The organism is Fodinibius salinus, assembly GCF_008124865.1.
GTDB lineage: Bacteria > Bacteroidota > Rhodothermia > Balneolales > Balneolaceae > Fodinibius > Fodinibius salinus.
In genome coordinates this window covers 1-15,540 of record NZ_VNHY01000004.1, presented here as the reverse complement: position 1 = coordinate 15,540, position 15,540 = coordinate 1, and the positions used below count along the sequence as shown (strand labels likewise).

Annotated in this window: 11 protein-coding genes; 4 read left to right on the top strand and 7 right to left on the bottom strand. The window is 41.9% G+C overall.

Translation table 11 applies throughout. The features are described 5' to 3' along the window. Positions 1-171: 171 nt before the first annotated feature. The gene (locus LX73_RS10725; RefSeq protein ID WP_170245668.1) at positions 172-2,280 is read right to left on the bottom strand and encodes a M16 family metallopeptidase; all 2,109 of its coding nucleotides are present in this window, start codon (positions 2,278-2,280) and stop codon (positions 172-174) included. Positions 2,281-2,323: 43 nt separating this feature from the next. Further along, positions 2,324-3,853, bottom strand: a complete 1,530-nt coding sequence (locus LX73_RS10720; RefSeq protein ID WP_148899514.1) for a M16 family metallopeptidase — start codon at positions 3,851-3,853, stop codon at positions 2,324-2,326. A 378-nt stretch (positions 3,854-4,231) separates the two neighbouring features. Between LX73_RS10720 and LX73_RS10715 the strand changes: the two genes are divergently transcribed. Further along, a complete protein-coding gene (locus tag LX73_RS10715) occupies positions 4,232-5,647 on the top strand; it encodes an MBL fold metallo-hydrolase (protein WP_148899513.1) in 1,416 nt (471 codons plus the stop codon). A 32-nt stretch (positions 5,648-5,679) separates the two neighbouring features. On the opposite strand, the gene LX73_RS10710 is transcribed toward LX73_RS10715, so the two are convergent. Beyond that, positions 5,680-5,889, bottom strand: a complete 210-nt coding sequence (locus LX73_RS10710; protein ID WP_148899512.1) for a hypothetical protein — start codon at positions 5,887-5,889, stop codon at positions 5,680-5,682. Between the two features lie 117 nt (positions 5,890-6,006). After that, positions 6,007-6,582 (bottom strand): DNA-3-methyladenine glycosylase I, encoded by a 576-nt coding sequence (locus LX73_RS10705; RefSeq protein ID WP_148899781.1) that lies wholly within the window; start codon positions 6,580-6,582, stop codon positions 6,007-6,009. Positions 6,583-6,649: 67 nt separating this feature from the next. Between LX73_RS10705 and ppc the strand changes: the two genes are divergently transcribed. After that, on the top strand, positions 6,650-9,439 hold the full coding sequence (ppc, locus tag LX73_RS10700) for a phosphoenolpyruvate carboxylase (protein ID WP_148899511.1): 2,790 nt from the start codon (positions 6,650-6,652) through the stop codon (positions 9,437-9,439). A gap of 34 nt (positions 9,440-9,473) precedes the next feature. Here ppc and LX73_RS10695 read toward each other — a convergent pair whose 3' ends face one another. Continuing rightward, positions 9,474-10,160, bottom strand: coding sequence for a uracil-DNA glycosylase (locus LX73_RS10695; RefSeq protein ID WP_148899510.1), 687 nt, complete (start codon positions 10,158-10,160; stop codon positions 9,474-9,476). 364 nt (positions 10,161-10,524) lie between these two features. Here LX73_RS10695 and LX73_RS10690 point away from each other — a divergent pair, with 364 nt between their 5' ends. Beyond that, positions 10,525-11,601 carry a branched-chain amino acid aminotransferase gene (locus tag LX73_RS10690; protein WP_148899509.1) on the top strand — a complete coding sequence of 359 codons (1,077 nt, stop codon included), beginning with the start codon at positions 10,525-10,527 and terminating at the stop codon, positions 11,599-11,601. A gap of 46 nt (positions 11,602-11,647) precedes the next feature. Here the strand turns inward: LX73_RS10690 and LX73_RS10685 are convergent, their stop codons facing one another. Then, complete coding sequence (locus LX73_RS10685) at positions 11,648-12,577, bottom strand: 2-hydroxyacid dehydrogenase (RefSeq protein WP_148899508.1); 930 nt, start codon at positions 12,575-12,577, stop codon at positions 11,648-11,650. A gap of 84 nt (positions 12,578-12,661) precedes the next feature. Continuing rightward, on the bottom strand, positions 12,662-13,945 hold the full coding sequence (locus tag LX73_RS10680; protein WP_148899507.1) for a Y-family DNA polymerase: 1,284 nt from the start codon (positions 13,943-13,945) through the stop codon (positions 12,662-12,664). Between the two features lie 90 nt (positions 13,946-14,035). Here LX73_RS10680 and LX73_RS10675 point away from each other — a divergent pair, with 90 nt between their 5' ends. Further along, positions 14,036-14,812 carry a queuosine precursor transporter gene (locus LX73_RS10675; RefSeq protein ID WP_148899506.1) on the top strand — a complete coding sequence of 259 codons (777 nt, stop codon included), beginning with the start codon at positions 14,036-14,038 and terminating at the stop codon, positions 14,810-14,812. Positions 14,813-15,540 lie beyond the last annotated feature (728 nt).

The following is a 15,540-nucleotide window of genomic DNA, read 5'->3' as shown; positions in this document are numbered from 1 at the left end:
GGAATTAATATTATGCTCAAATAGTAGGGGATTAAATAAGGAGAAGAAAATATGATTTATGTGTTGGAGTAAAAGTATTCTTCAAAGATCGGTGCTTGAGGAAGTATTATTGTTAAAAATAAAAAAGGCCGGATTGCTCCGGCCTTTTAAAAAATAAAAGTTAAAATATAGTTATTTGTTTACTTCATGACTTTTGTAGGTCACTGAAGAAGCTTTGTTACCATTTTGCATTGTAACTTGTGAGTAGGGGTATGCAACGCCGTCAACAACCTTCCAATTGGAATTACGATTTTCAATCGTTATCTGGCTACCTGCTTGGGGATTGAACTGTTTGTAGCGAATGATGTCAGGATAATTTGTTTCCCGGTCAAGCAGAAGTGTAACATTAGAGCCATCTACTGTGACGTTAAGTTTGTTATAGGTCGTGCCTTCAACTTTTTCGGTACCCAAAAATTGAGGATTAACCTCATTGGCATTTAGTGCTATAGACACAAAGCTTTTGTTAAGGGTACTTTTCAGTCCTTTGGCCATTGCCGGGGGGAGGGGACGTTCTTGTCCACCGGCGACCATGGTTCCAGAACCTCCTTTATAATTCAACTTGACTTCTCCCGTAGGTCCTTCAATCGTTTGTTGAATGGCATCGGGGTAATCTACTGTCATAGTCATAGGCATTTTACGTCCCTGCATGGTTGCCTCACCTGAAACTGTAAGTGTATTTAGGTCAGTGCTGGGACTAATAACGGCATCGGCCATTTTGTTGAGCAACTGCTTCCCTTTGGCAGCATCACCTTTTACCATCTTTTGGTCGCCACTACCAGGTTCTGGAATGCTGATGTCGATGGTGTTGACATCACCATATTTTTGAAGCTGATCGCCGATTTCATCCTTATTGCCTACGACCAGAATTTGCAGGTTTTCTGGATTCAGGTATTCCTGAGCAACATTTTGCACATCTTCAATTGTCGTTTTCTTGACTCCTTCTATATATTGCTCGAAAGCGTCACTGGGCAGTCCGCGATAGTCGTATGACATCTGTTGGCTGAGTACTTCTTCATAGCTGTCATATTCAAAAACCGAGGAATTTAGAATCTGATCCTTTGTATCTCGTAATTCTTTCTTTGTTATGGGTTCGTTTTGCAGTCGTTCAATTTGTTTAATGATAGCATCTATGGCTTTGGCAGTTGTAGAACTTTTAGTCATAACGCCAGCATAGAAGTTTCCGGGATAAAAACTGTTCATACCATATTGGCCAAACACAGAATAAGCTAGCCCCATTTCGGTGCGGACAACCTGCATTAGCCGACCTGAGAAGCCTCCGCTAAGTACTCGATTCATAACTTGTATTTTGGCATAATCCGGATTGTCGCGCATGCCACCTAAATGTCCTATCAGTACAAAGCTTTGGTTAACATCTGATTTGTTAATGAAATTAATCGTGCTTTCCCATTCGTAATTAACTTCAGGAAAATCTAAATTATTTTGATTACCCTCAGGAATATCTCCAAATGCTTTACGAAGCTTTTGTTTCATTTCAGTGGCGTTAAAATCACCGACTACGCCAATCATCATATTTTCAGCTACGAAATTATTATCATGGAAGTTTACGAGATCTTTTCGACTGATGTTGTTGATGGTAGCATACTCCGTATTACGTCCATAGACGGAATTTTTGCCATAAATAAGACGATCAAATTCGCGGAATCCAATTTGTTGTGTGTCGTCGTTCCGACGCGAAATTCCGGATTTGGTCTGTGTTTTAGCCAGCTTAATTTTTTCTTTTGGGAAAGCCGGATTAGTTAAGACATCCACAAAAACAGGAAGCAGCGTATCAAAATCCTTTTTAAGGACATCCATACTGGCTCTGCCCGAGGTAAACCCAATCCCTGTTTCAATACTGGCGGCATTATTTTCGAGCATGGCATTAAGCGAATCTGCGGGATACGTTTTTGTGCCTCCTGAACGAATAACAGTACCTGTAATGGAGGCCAATCCTGCTTTTTTATTTGGTACTTGTACACCACCTGTACGAATATTAGCACTTAGGTTAATGAGTGGCAGTTCATCGTCTTCCACCAAAAAGAATTTGATGCCATTTTCAGTAGTAAATGTTTTGACTTCTGGCTTTTGGAAGTCGTCAAGCTCAGGAAACTCAAGCTTCTCATGAGCGCTTTTCTCTTGCATCGGCTGCTGTTCTTGCTTGTTGGTCTCAGCTGTTTGTTGAGAACCTGTGCAAGAAGCCACAAAGGCAGCTAACAGACATAATATGCTTAGTTTCTTCATAATGGTTGAATTCTTGGTATTAAAAAATTTTTGAGATAATAAGTTATTGGCTAGCATCTGCAACCTCCTCGTCGTCAGATTTTGGTACTATAGCTCCAACAGTGCGATTATCTTTGGTCAAGTATTTCTTAGCTACACGCTGGATATCATCTACCGTAACTTGTTGCAGCTTTTCGAGGTCAGTAAATACTTTTTTCCAGTCCCCGCGCAGTGCTTCAGCGGATGCAAGCGAAGATGCCAGACCGGAGTTGGAATCTAGGCTGCGAAGTAAACTTGCGCGTGCATTGGTTCGTGCACGATCTAGAGCCTGTTGTGAAATTTCACCCTGTTTTACTTTCTCAATCTCTTCGAGGATGGTTGTTTCCATCGTATCAACGCCAACATTTTGATTAGGGATGGCAAGAGTAGCAAAAAGGGTTTTGTATTTTGTACCCGGGTAGCCATTAAAAGCACTTACCTGTAATGCCGTTTTTTCTTCATCGACCATACGTTTGTATAGCTTTGACGTACGCCCGCCAGATAAGATACTCCCAAGTAATTGCAGTGCTTGGAAATCAGGATGCTCTTGTGATACTGTATGGTATCCCATTATAAAAAATGGCTGTGATTCACCCTTGATGGTAAATCTACGCTCACCACGCTGTTCGGGTTCCTTGGTATAAACGGGAGGAGGGTTAGAAGCTGATTCCATATCACCAAAGTATTTTTTGGCAAGTTCTTTCGCACGTTCAGCTTTAACATCACCGGCAATTGCAAAGGTAATGTTACTGGGTACATAATAGGTATTATAGAATTTGCGTGCATCCTCCCTAGTAGTGGCCGTAATGTCGGAATTCCATCCTATTGTTGGACGTCCATAAGGATGAGCGGTGTATGCTACGGCGGCAAATTCTTCAATCAGTCGGCCAATGGGCTGCGATTCGGTACGCATGCGTCGTTCTTCGCGGACTACTTCTTTTTCTTTGTAAAACTCACGAAATACCGGATTTTTGAATCGATCTGATTCTAGGCTAAACCAAAGCTCCATTCGGTTTTCGGGCAGGTTATAAAAGTAATTGGTCCGGTCTTGGCTTGTTGAAGCGTTCATCCCTGTACCGCCATTGCGGTCAATAATCTGAGAAAATTCATTATTTACAACATACTGTCCAGCCTCTTCCTGCAACTTCTTAAACTTGCTCCAGAGATTATCCATGCGGGCAGAATCAGGTTGCGGCTCGTATTTTTCAGCCAGCCACTTCTGATAGGTGTTATCCATTTCTTCCAACACGTCTTCTTCTTTTTGCCAGTTACTTGTTCCAACAGTATGAGTACCTTTAAAGGCCATGTGCTCAAAAATATGAGCCATGCCGGTATGACCAACCGGTTCATTAGCTCCGCCAACATTAACATAAGTGGCAAAACTGACAACAGGAGCAACCGGTCGCTCGATAACAATAAAGGTGAGGCCGTTATCAAGGGTAAATTCGGTTACTTTATCTTCAAATTTTTCTATTGATTGTGCTGTCGAAGGTTGGTATAAATAACCAAGACTAAGCAGCACAACCGTGAGTAAGGTTATTGCACGTCGTAGCATCTTATTGTGATTTTATTAGATAGGTAGTTATAGGTTAAGCTATTTTTCTGAAAAAGTAATACTATGCATTTCGATCGTATTTGTAAAAAAATCTAGTTGTAAAACTATTTTCATTGGCTGGATTTATTTGAAATAGGATACGGATAATAAAAGTACGATATCCATAATGTCCCAGAATGCTATTTGTGCCCATTTTTTGTATTTTTCAATAGCATAATTTTGATGGTAATAATAGCAAGCAGTTAGGGTTACGTGTTTTTTGTGAAGATGTTACACTGAAATCAAAAAAAATGATATTTTTTTCAAAAAGATCTACTGCCTGCCATAATTTCTTACCGATGTATCATTAATAAGAGTACTTCAATTAAGTTAACCTTCATGGTTTTTAAGCAGATTTACGAAGAAAAATTATCGCAGTATACCTATCTGATTGGTTGTCAGGCTTCAGGAGAAGCTATTATCGTTGATCCTATGCGAGACATAGATCGGTATCAGAATATAGCAGAAAAAGACGGATTGCGCATTGAGGCTGCAACCGAAACACATATCCACGCCGATTACCTTTCTGGCCTTCGCGAATTTGCTGAAGCAGGAGCAAAAGTATATGCTTCAGACGAGGGTGGTTCGGACTGGAAGTATGAGTGGCTCCCAGGCAGTTCGTATGATTACCAGCTGATAAAAGACGGAGACAAGTTTAGCGTGGGAAACATTCATTTTGAGACTAGGCATACGCCGGGACACACGCCTGAACATCTTAGCTATCTTGTAACCGATGGTGCTGCGGCTGATGAGCCTATGGGTATTCTGACCGGCGATTTTATATTTGTGGGGGATGTGGGTCGTCCAGACCTGTTGGAATCAGCTGCGGGACAAGAAGGAGTTATGGAAGCGTCTGCCAGGCAATTGTTTAAGTCCGTAGAAAAGTTTAAGTCTATGCCGGAGTATCTACAGGTGTGGCCGGGACACGGATCGGGCAGTGCATGTGGTAAGGCCTTGGGATCGGTACCCGAATCAACAGTGGGCTACGAGCTGCGATTTAATCCTTCTATTCAAGCGACTGATACCGAGCAGCATTTTGTGGATTTTGTGCTGGACGGGCAGCCCGAGCCACCGCTCTACTTTGCCCGGATGAAGCGTGATAACAGAAGTGGACCGACTGTACTTGGAGATCTCCCCAGGCCTTCGAAAATAGAGATGGCAAAAATTGCATCGCGGGGTAGCCAACCGGATGCGACAGTTATTGATACACGCGGACGAATAGAATTCATGAATGCTCATCTCAGAGAATCACTGCTGGCGCAATTTGACAAACACTTTAATACCATTGTCGGCTCATATGTGGATGAGAATGATGAAATTTTTCTGATTATTAACGATGAAGAAGTGGATACTGCCATTCGCGATCTTGTACGTATAGGATTAGACAATATTCAAGGATATGCAACGCCTGCAGATCTGGAGCAGTTCTTCTCGTTAGCTGATGCAGAACAGATTGAGACTGTTAATTTTGAACAGGCCCGTAGCCAAATTACCGATAAGGAGTATGCTATTCTCGATGTGCGAAAGGCTACCGAATTTCGTGAAGGACATATCGAAGGAGCTGTTAACATTGCTCATACTCGATTAGCCGACGAAGTAGAGAAGTTGGATCAGGATAAAGATTGGTTGGTGTATTGCCGTTCAGGAAGACGAGCATCTGTTGCATCAGCACTGCTCAAACGCAATGGATTGAATGTGACATATGTTAATGATCAAATAGAAAAGGCGTTAAATGGGGAGCTTGTTACGACTTAAAAATAACAGCATAAATGTGGAAGCCTCTGTTATTATTCAGAGCTATTTTCGGATAAATAATCTTGGGTGATCTTTTTAGTCTGTTCGGCCCCCATGTATTTTTCAAGATCGTACAGGGTAATCTGTTTTTCACCTTCGTGAAATGAGTACGTTAAATGACCACTTTTAATTTCTTTTTCTATCTCACTGGTTTTCATGTCTAACATTTCACCAACTTCTTCCAGAGAGAACATTGAGCGCATAATATTACCCATTTTTATTGTATTTCAATAAGCACTTAAAATACTAAAAAACAACTTTTTTCTAGTCAGTAAAAACATCGAGAAACAGCGTTAAAGGGCATTTCCCTAAATGATGTATTAATTTGCGTTCTTAACTTTCGAGTAGCGAAAGCAGCTGGTCAGGTGGTCATTAACCAGCCCAACAGATTGCATATAGGCATAGATGGTGGTACTTCCAATAAATGAGAACCCACGGTTTTTGAGGTCTTTACTTAGCTTGTCTGATAGCTTCGTTGTAGCCGGTACTTGGTCCATGTTATTCCACTCGTTTTGGACAGGATTGCCGTCAACAAACGACCATAAATATTGGTCAAAACTGTCAAACTCATTTTGTACTTCGATAAAACATTTAGCATTACTAATGGCTGATCGAACTTTGCGTTCGTTGCGCACAATGTCAGGGTTGTTTAGCAGCTGTTGAATCTTTTCTGCATCAAATTTGACAACTTTTTCTACGTCAAACTCTGCAAATGCTTTTCGGTATCCTTCTCTTTTCTTAAGGATGGTACTCCAGCTTAATCCCGCCTGGGCGGTTTCAAGTATCAAAAATTCAAAAAGTACGCGGTCGTCATGTACAGGCACACCCCACTCTTCATCATGGTATCGGACATATTGGTCAAAGGTATTTTCGCACCAGTCGCATCGATCAGGCATCATTGTCTTTTTTACAATTTAAAATGCATTTTATGATTTATCCTTATATAAAATATATAGTGAATCAATGCATTGGGAAAAATTAATTGAGACATTCGGAGAAGAAACTGACATAAGCAGTGAGTTGGCGGGGCAGGTTGAACTGCTTACTCATTTTTTAGAAGACATTGTCCGGGGAAAAGAGAGCGAAGCATTTCTCGAGATGCTTATTACATTTCCACAGCTGGCTGCCAGTGCTTTTGATGATGGGGATGATCAGGCTTTCAAAGATCTGGAACATAAAATTAATGATTTATCCATTGAGCAGATATCCGGTTTTTTGCGGTATTATACCGTCTTTTTCCATTTAATGAATTCTCAGGAGCAGCGCGAAATCACACGTATTAATCGTGACCGGGCGATACATACTAATCCGCAATCCCCGCGCAGCGAAAGCATTGCCGAGGCTGTATTCTATATGAAGGAAAAGGGATATAATATGGAGGAAGCAGCTAAGGTTATTGGTAAGCTCGATATTCAACCAACCATTACGGCGCATCCCACAGAAGCACGTCGGCACAGTGTTTTGGTTAAACAACAGCGTATTACTGAGATGATCGGGCAATTACGCCGGCAGGATTTGACGCCCTCGGAACGGAAAGAAAAGAAGATGGATATTTTTAATGAAATCCATTTGCTGTTGGCTACTGATGAGGTGCGAAGTGAACGCGTGACCGTCGAAGATGAAGTTGAAAACGGAATGTTTTATTTCCGTAATGCTATTTGGGAGACCATCCCCGTACTTTATGATGATCTGCGCAATGCTTTTGAAACGTATTATGATGAAGTTCCTGATTTTAGTACGATTTTAAAATACCGTTCATGGATTGGAAGTGACCGTGATGGAAATCCAAATGTGACCTCCGAAGTGACGTGGGAAACAATTCTAGAGCAGCGGCAAATTGTAATGGAACTGTATCTCAACGAGCTTGATGACTTGCGACGTTACCTCAGTATTTCTCAAAACAAATATACCATCTCGGATGAGCTGGTTAACTCGTTGAAAAAAGATCAACAGACGGATCCGCCCTCGGAGCGGTATCAGCGGTTATACACTCAGGAACCGTATCGCCGAAAGATTACACATATGATGCATAAACTGCGTCACCAAATAGAGGTGGCAAAGTCTGAGAATTCGGACCGCGTGCTGGAAGAGGCCCAGAAGTACACATCACAGGATTTTATTGACGAGCTTCAAATGATTGGGCAGAGCCTCATAAAATCCGGGCTGGAATGTGTAGGTTCACAGGGCAAATTAAAGCACTTGCTGGTGCGTGCCCAAACATTTGGTTTTCATATGGCAGGGTTAGATGTCCGTCAACATAGTGCCAAGCATGAAGAAGCCGTTGCAGAATTGTTTTCGATAGGAGAGGTTACGGATGAATATCAGACAATGTCGGAGGAGGAAAAGGTTGCACTGCTTACGAAAGAGTTAAAAAATCCACGTCCATTGTCGCCATTGCGAGCCCAGTTAAATGACGATACAGCACAGATGTTGGAAGTGTTTGATGTCATCGGACAGATGCTAGAACTCGACCCCAATAGTTTTGGTAATTATATCATTAGCATGACGCATGGCGTTAGTGATATGCTGGAAGTATTCATTTTGGCGAAAGAAATGGGCCTTTGGAATTATAGGGATGGTGAAGTAGAAAGCCAGATTGATGTTGTTCCGCTTTTTGAAACGATTGAAGATCTGGAAGAGTGCGGTCGACTGATGACCGAGATCTATGAGAGTCCGCTGTACCGGAAACAGCTGGCAGCACGTGATAATCTGCAGGAGATTATGCTTGGTTATTCCGATAGCAATAAAGATGGTGGTTACTGGATGGCCAACTGGGCGCTTGAAAAAGCGCAGCGAAGCCTGGGCAAAGTTTGCCGGGAATATGACATAGATTTCCGATTATTTCACGGCCGGGGTGGTACTGTGGGTCGTGGGGGTGGACGATCGAACCAGGGAATTTTAGCATTGCCTCCCATTAGTAATAATGGACGTATCCGGTTTACAGAGCAGGGCGAAGTAATTTCTTTTCGTTATTCATTGGCAACGATTACTCACCGCCATCTTGAACAGATCGTCAATGCGATGGTTAGGATAACTATTTCTGAGGAGGAAGGGCATCCCCAGCAAGAGAAGTTTGACAACACTATGGAGCAGCTTTCGACTGTGTCAATGGAAGCTTATCGGAACTTGATTGATGATGAAGATTTCTGGAATTGGTATACTGCAAAGACTCCTATCGAGCATATCAGTCGATTGCCGATTGCCTCCCGTCCGGTATCCCGGGGTAGTGCCAAGGCTGCTGATTTTGAAAATCTGCGGGCCATCCCATGGGTATTTGCTTGGACACAGGTACGGTATAATGTGCCAGGCTGGTATGGCATAGGTCAGGCACTTGATGATTTTGTTGATAATGATAAGAAGCTGAGACAGTTACAGCAATGGTATGAGGAAGGGATATTTTTCAAAACGGTGCTTGATAATGCACAGCGCGAAATGGCGCGTACACATATTCCTACGGCTAATGTTTATGAGGATATAGAAGACGGAACATTTCACAAGCGTATTACAAAAGATTTTAAAAAGGCAGAGCAGGCAATCAAGAAAATAACCGGCCAGCAACAAATTTTGGATAACAGTCGGGTAATTAAAAAATCAATACGCTTTCGGAATCCGTTCACATATCCGTTAAATATGATGCAGGCCGAACTGTTGGATCGTTGGAAAAATGATCAAAGGGATAATGAAGACTCTTTACGAGATGCATTATTCTTGAGTATTAATGGTATAGCCGCGGCAATGCAGAGTACTGGATAATAATCAGCTATGGACGCATTTTGATGCCTAACTTCTAGTTCTCAATCAGCTTTTTCATTTGTCGTCGAAATTTGGGTGCTCCGCCATGGGCCGGGTGACGGACGGGTACGTAGTTTGAGATATCAAAGGCATCAAGGCTTTGTTCGCATTTTCTTCCAACGGCAATAATGCTGGCATCGGGATATAATTCCAAAAACGCTCGCAGCGCCGGATATCCCTTTTCCAATTCGGTATTCGTAGGCGTCCGGTTGCTGAGCAAGCCTTCATCAGCATCATAAGGATGCCAGGGCAGGGCATTCCACAATACACATTCATAAGGATCAATTCCCAGCTGGTAAATGGCTTTCCACATAATAGTGGCAGTAGGCTCCGACATCCCTTTTTTGTTTACAGCAGGCTTACTTGTTCGTTTTGGTTTGATGGATGTAAAGGCTCCATCGGCGGGGATGCCGTGCACAGATTTGTGATGACCGAGCAAAATACGCTCCGAGGTCATAGCAATGCCGGTAAAATGCCCGCCCTGATAGCCAAGTGCTTCTGCTATAAAAAGGTACTTTGCTTTACCCATCCGCTCGCTAAGGTATGTTCGTAGCTGACGCCGCCGAATATTCGGAGCATCCTCAGGTTGATCGTGAGCAGCATCTTCTTGAAACCAGGGATTAAAAAAAGCACCTTCCGGTGTTTTCTTTAGTTCTTTAAAAAGAGATTCTAGTTGGTCCATAGATTCTTTTGGTTACTCAATGAGAAAGTAATTTCGTAGCGTACTTAGTTTCTTAGTGGTAAATATTATGGTTTGGGGATAATCCAAAGCTGAGTTTACTGCCCGTCAATATATCGAACATCCTTCCCATCAAAAAAATCATATTCTTCAAGCATAGTGTGGGATCCCCTTTTGCTTTCATTAAGGAATTCATAACTTCTGCACGGTTTCTTCCATTGAAAAATGGCAACAAGAAAGACGGTAGAAACCAAGTAATTTGCGTTGATGGGTAAAAGTTATACAAATGTTTGTGGTATTTAGCTTTTGCTAGAAAGTGCTTGAAAGTTTTCGAAATGGATATCCATATCTTTAATAAACAGTGATTATGAGTACCGACAATACATTTAATATTACCAAAGTATCATCCACAAGAGTAGAGAATGTAAATCTTGATGACCCCGGGTTTGGCGAACGTTTTTCAGATCACATGCTGGAGGTTGAATATCGGGAAGGGCAGTGGCAGAAACCTTCAATTAAACCCTTTGGGACAATTGAGGTGACGCCGGCGCTCAATACGCTGCATTACGGACAATCAGTGTTTGAGGGAATGAAAGCTTATTATGCAGATGAGAATACTGTTAATCTGTTTCGGCCGGAGAAAAATCATCAGCGGCTTGTTCGGTCATGTAAACGAATGTGTATACCGCCCGTATCTGAGGATGTATTTATCGACGGTATAACTAAGCTTATTAAACTTGACCATCAGTGGGTTCCTCAGAAAGAAGGAAATACCTTGTATATTCGTCCCTTTGTCTGTGCGTTTGACCCCATTATTTCTGCACGCGTTTCTGACAGCTATCGATTTTTTATTATTACAACTCCGGTGGGTTCGTACTATAACAGGCCGGTTAAGCTTACGACATCTCAAAAATATGCACGAGCTGTTAAGGGTGGTGTAGGAGCTGCGAAGACAGCCGGTAATTATGCCGCCAGTTTGTATCCCGCGCAAGAGGCCGAAGAGAAGGGGTTTGACCAAGTGCTGTGGCTTGATGCTTGTGAGCACAAATTTGTTGAAGAAGTGGGGACGATGAACATCTTTTTTGTGATTGATGGTGTACTGGTAACGCCGGAGCTGAGTGGTACTATTTTACCGGGCATTACACGTGCTTCGGTCATTCAGTTGGCCAAGCACTGGGGACTGCCGGTTAAAGAACGTCGCCTGACGATTGATGAAGTTATGGAAGCGGGCGCCAATGGAACATTGGATGAAGCTTTTGGCGCAGGTACAGCAGCCGTCATTGCTCCTGTGGAAGAAATCCATCACGATGGCCAGTCGGTACGCTTTGATTTTGAGCAGCGCGGACCTGTTGGCCAAAAGTTACATGACCAAATTACAGATATACAGTGGGGTAAGGCAGAAGATCCTTTTGGATGGATTACACCGATTTCGGTTAATAGCTAAAAAATGAGTTTTTTTACTTGTTGCTTATCATCTTTTTGATTAGAGATTAGTATCCTTTATTTCGATCTACTTTGTAGTTTAATTCCATTCCGGACAATGCCCGTTTATAATTTTCAACAATCTGATCTGCACTTCCAGAAGGTTGTGTAATACTAGCAATATGGGGGGTAATGATAATGTTTGGCCGATTCCAGAATGCATGCTTATCAGGTAGTGGTTCCTCTGAAAATACGTCCAGCCAAGCGCCTTGCAGTATATCACTGTCCAGTGCATAAATCAGGTCTTCGTCTATTAGATGTTCACCCCGGCCTACGTTGATAATCCATGCGGGATTGTTTAGAGCTTTGAATGTTTCGAGATTTAAAACCCCTTCCGTTTCTTGAGTGAGCGGAAGCAGACAGACAAGCATTTGGGTATTGTGGAGAAAAGTTTCAAACTCCTCGGTTCCGGCATAAGTGGTAATGTTTTCTACGTCTTTGGTTGAGCGAGACCATCCCGACACATGATATCCTATATTAGCCAGCTGTTGTGCCACCGGTCGGCCCAGTTCCCCGAGTCCCATTATGCCTACCTTTACCTCCCCCGAGAGTTGATGGTTATGAGGCTGCCACCTCCCTTGCTCATTTTGATGAATATAATGGACAATATTACGCTGGATGTTTAAGACTGCTGCCAGCACATATTCCTTCATCTGTTGAACTAACGAAGGTGAGACAACCCGACAAATATCAGTAGATTCTGGGAGTTCCTCATCAGCTAATAGGTGATCGACACCCGCCCCGAGTGAAGATACTGCCTGCAGGTTAGGATATTGATTGAGTACATTCTTGGGGTGATTCCAGCAAACGGCAAATTGTACGCGTTTTGGATCTTCAACATCCGGCCAAATTTCAATATCCAGATTGGGATCGCTTTTTTGGAGTGCTTGCTCCCAGTCCGACATGTCGCGGTCAGGAGCAATTAATAAGAGTGACATTGGGTAGTATTCTTAGATTAAAGGGTTAATCCAACATATAAGAAAACCTGATTCGGAGTAGTAAGCAACTGCGTAATTTATTGATTAGCATTTTGCTTCGAGGATATCATTCCATGAGGTCGTATATTTTGGAGAAAGATGTTCTTGCTTCATCTGCCAGGGTTGTTCGATACCCGTAGCAGCAAAATGTGTTGTATCTGATCCATATTTCGTATTGATCTGATCAATAGTGCTCATCAGATTATGCTGTTCTTCGGAATATTGTTGTCGGTCAAATAGGTCGCCCTGCACTTCCGATTCTGGGATCAATCCCGTAAGCATGACAGTAGCCTTTTTGTATTTACATTTTGTTTTATACAGTTGCTGTACAGCGGCATGGGCACATTTAATCAGATAAGAAGTGTTTGCTGTGGGAGTTGGGAGCGGGATTTCAATACCATATTTATATTGAGAATTATAATTAGAGTACTTGTTGGTCCGCAGTGTAACATGTAACAGAGAGCTTACTGATTTTTGAGCCCGCAGTTTTTCGGCTGCAATGCTGGTAAATGCTGCCACTGCTTCTTTGAGATTTTGTAGTTCAGTAACAGCTTTACCAAAAGATCGAGAGGTCATAATACCCTTTCGCGGATCAGTTCTATGCTCAATATCGATGCAGGGCTGGCCGTTAAGTTCCATCACTGTACGGAGTCCTTTTATTGTGAGTCGGTCTCGTACCCATTCGGGGCGACTATGTTGCTTCTTAAGTTGGTAGGCATTGTTAATTCCCTCCTTGAAGAGCCGTTGGGAAAGTCCGCCGCCAATGCCCCAAATATCCGTAAGGTCAGTATCCTGTAAAATGTCGTCTGATTCAGGATTGTCAACAAGATTGAGAACACCGTGATGATCAGGATTTGATTTAGCTCTTTCATTAGCAATTTTAGCCAGTGTTTTTGAGGGAGCAATACCCACCGAAACAGGAAGTCCGGTCCATTGTTTAATCGTGGATTTTATAGTACATCCAAAGTCGCGCAGATCTTGATTATTCAGTAGGGGAAGTTCAATAAATGCTTCATCAATACTGTATGGTTCTACTTTATCCGTTAGATGTCGAAGGGTGGACATTACCCGGCGAGACATATCCCCATATAGTGCATAATTAGAAGAACGAAGGATTACCCCTTTTTCTTTTATTAACTTTCGGATTTTAAATTTGGGGACTGCCATTTCGACCCCGGCCTTTTGGGCTTCATCTGACCGAGCAATAATGCATCCATCATTATTGGAAAGAATTGCGATGGGCCGATCCCGCAGAGCAGGATCAAACACCCGCTCGCATGAAGCATAAAAATTATTGCAGTCAATAAGGGCGTAAACCGAAGTATCCATAAAAAACTAAATGCTGAAGCTGAAAATTTTCTTTATGTAATTTATTATTATGGCGAGGTTATTTACAACACAATTCTAAAAAGCAATCGAATGACAGAAACTAATTCTCAATCGCCTGTAAGTTATAAGAGAGATGTACTTTTTTTATCGTTATCGGGTATCTTTTTGACGTCTCTTGTGTTAGGTAATGTGATAGGAACAACGAAGTTTGTTACTATTTTTTCAGTTGAACTATCCAGTTGGATGCAATCTATTGTGCCCGAACTAGTTCGGGATGATGGGACCTACACTATGAGCGTACCTGTGGGCGTTATTGCTTATCCATTTACGTTCTTGGCAACTGATTTAATATCTGAGTTGTATGGTAGAAAAAAAGCCCAGTTAGTTGTGTGGGTTGGTTTTTGGATGAATGTATTTATGCTATTTCTGATGAGTGTTAATCACTGGTTGCCCAATACAGGAGGAGTGAGTGGAGGACTGCAGCTTTTTGAAGGGGTGTATGAATTTATGATTGGGAACACTATTGCCAGCATGGTCGCTTACTTGGTTGCCCAGACTGTGGATGTACGCTTATTTCATTTTTGGAAAGAGCTTACCAACGGCAAACATTTGTGGCTCCGAAACAATGCATCGACAACTATTAGTCAACTAGTAGACTCTACAGCTATTTTAACTATTTTATTTGTTGCTGGTAACTTAGGAAAAGAAGTAGATACTATTGGAAAATTGATCATCCTCATTTTAAATTCTTATCTCTTTAAATTCTTCTTCGCACTCTTTGATACCCCACTTTGCTATTTGGGTGTTAAGATTTTCCAAAACTTTGAGGAAGATCCCAGTGCTCACAGCTTATATGATTCTGAGTGATAGAAACAGTTGGTTTGGTAGTTATTATATCTGTTGTGTGCCCCTTCTCGGTAATAATAGACAGCTTAATGATAAGCCGTAAGTTTTCCAGTTGGAATCTTAGATGATATAACCCTGATCTTCTTTTCTATATTAGCCGTACTAATTAGTTCTTTATTCAGAAATTACATATAAATACGTAAACAAAATTTAGGATATACACGCTGTCCCATACAGCTGAAATGGTGTGTCTAATATTTCTGCGCACTAAGCGACCCCCGTTTTTTATTTGGAAGGCAAATTATTCTCAAGCTATCAAAAATCTTCCGGCGATATAACCTATATGAAGGGGGTATGATCTTGCCAAAATGTCCTTTAAATAATGGTAGTTGGGATAACCGATTTTTCTTAAAAAACCTTAAATATTTGTTGACACGAACCCCCTAATTATAGTATCTTGGAATTCCAATTTAAGAACGGGGTCGAGTCCTCTTCAAAGAGCAAGCTCAACCCCGTTTTTTTAGCTCTAAAAAAGAGTTAAAATTAAATTTGGAAATGTCCTTCAGAGTGTTGATATTTGCATCGCTTCGGAACTGAAGTTAACGATTTGTTAAAGCAGGGCCGAGCGTTGTTCACAGAAGCATTTGGGCAATATTTTTTGTTCTATACCATATTGAGAACAGACAGACGATCGCACGTCGAGCCCTTGTTGGGGCCTGAATTTTTGGGGCCCACAAGAGTATCAACGA

Excerpts from the sequence above, each read along its gene's own strand:
- LX73_RS10725 (WP_170245668.1), bottom strand. The coding sequence starts at position 2,280 with ATGAAGAAACTAAGCATATTATGTCTGTTAGCTGCCTTTGTGGCTTCT.
- LX73_RS10720 (WP_148899514.1), bottom strand. The coding sequence starts at position 3,853 with ATGCTACGACGTGCAATAACCTTACTCACGGTTGTGCTGCTTAGTCTT.
- LX73_RS10715 (WP_148899513.1), top strand. The coding sequence starts at position 4,232 with ATGGTTTTTAAGCAGATTTACGAAGAAAAATTATCGCAGTATACCTAT.
- LX73_RS10710 (WP_148899512.1), bottom strand. The coding sequence starts at position 5,889 with ATGCGCTCAATGTTCTCTCTGGAAGAAGTTGGTGAAATGTTAGACATG.
- LX73_RS10705 (WP_148899781.1), bottom strand. The coding sequence starts at position 6,582 with ATGCCTGATCGATGCGACTGGTGCGAAAATACCTTTGACCAATATGTC.
- ppc (WP_148899511.1), top strand. The coding sequence starts at position 6,650 with ATGCATTGGGAAAAATTAATTGAGACATTCGGAGAAGAAACTGACATA.
- LX73_RS10695 (WP_148899510.1), bottom strand. The coding sequence starts at position 10,160 with ATGGACCAACTAGAATCTCTTTTTAAAGAACTAAAGAAAACACCGGAA.
- LX73_RS10690 (WP_148899509.1), top strand. The coding sequence starts at position 10,525 with ATGAGTACCGACAATACATTTAATATTACCAAAGTATCATCCACAAGA.
- LX73_RS10685 (WP_148899508.1), bottom strand. The coding sequence starts at position 12,577 with ATGTCACTCTTATTAATTGCTCCTGACCGCGACATGTCGGACTGGGAG.
- LX73_RS10680 (WP_148899507.1), bottom strand. The coding sequence starts at position 13,945 with ATGGATACTTCGGTTTACGCCCTTATTGACTGCAATAATTTTTATGCT.
- LX73_RS10675 (WP_148899506.1), top strand. The coding sequence starts at position 14,036 with ATGACAGAAACTAATTCTCAATCGCCTGTAAGTTATAAGAGAGATGTA.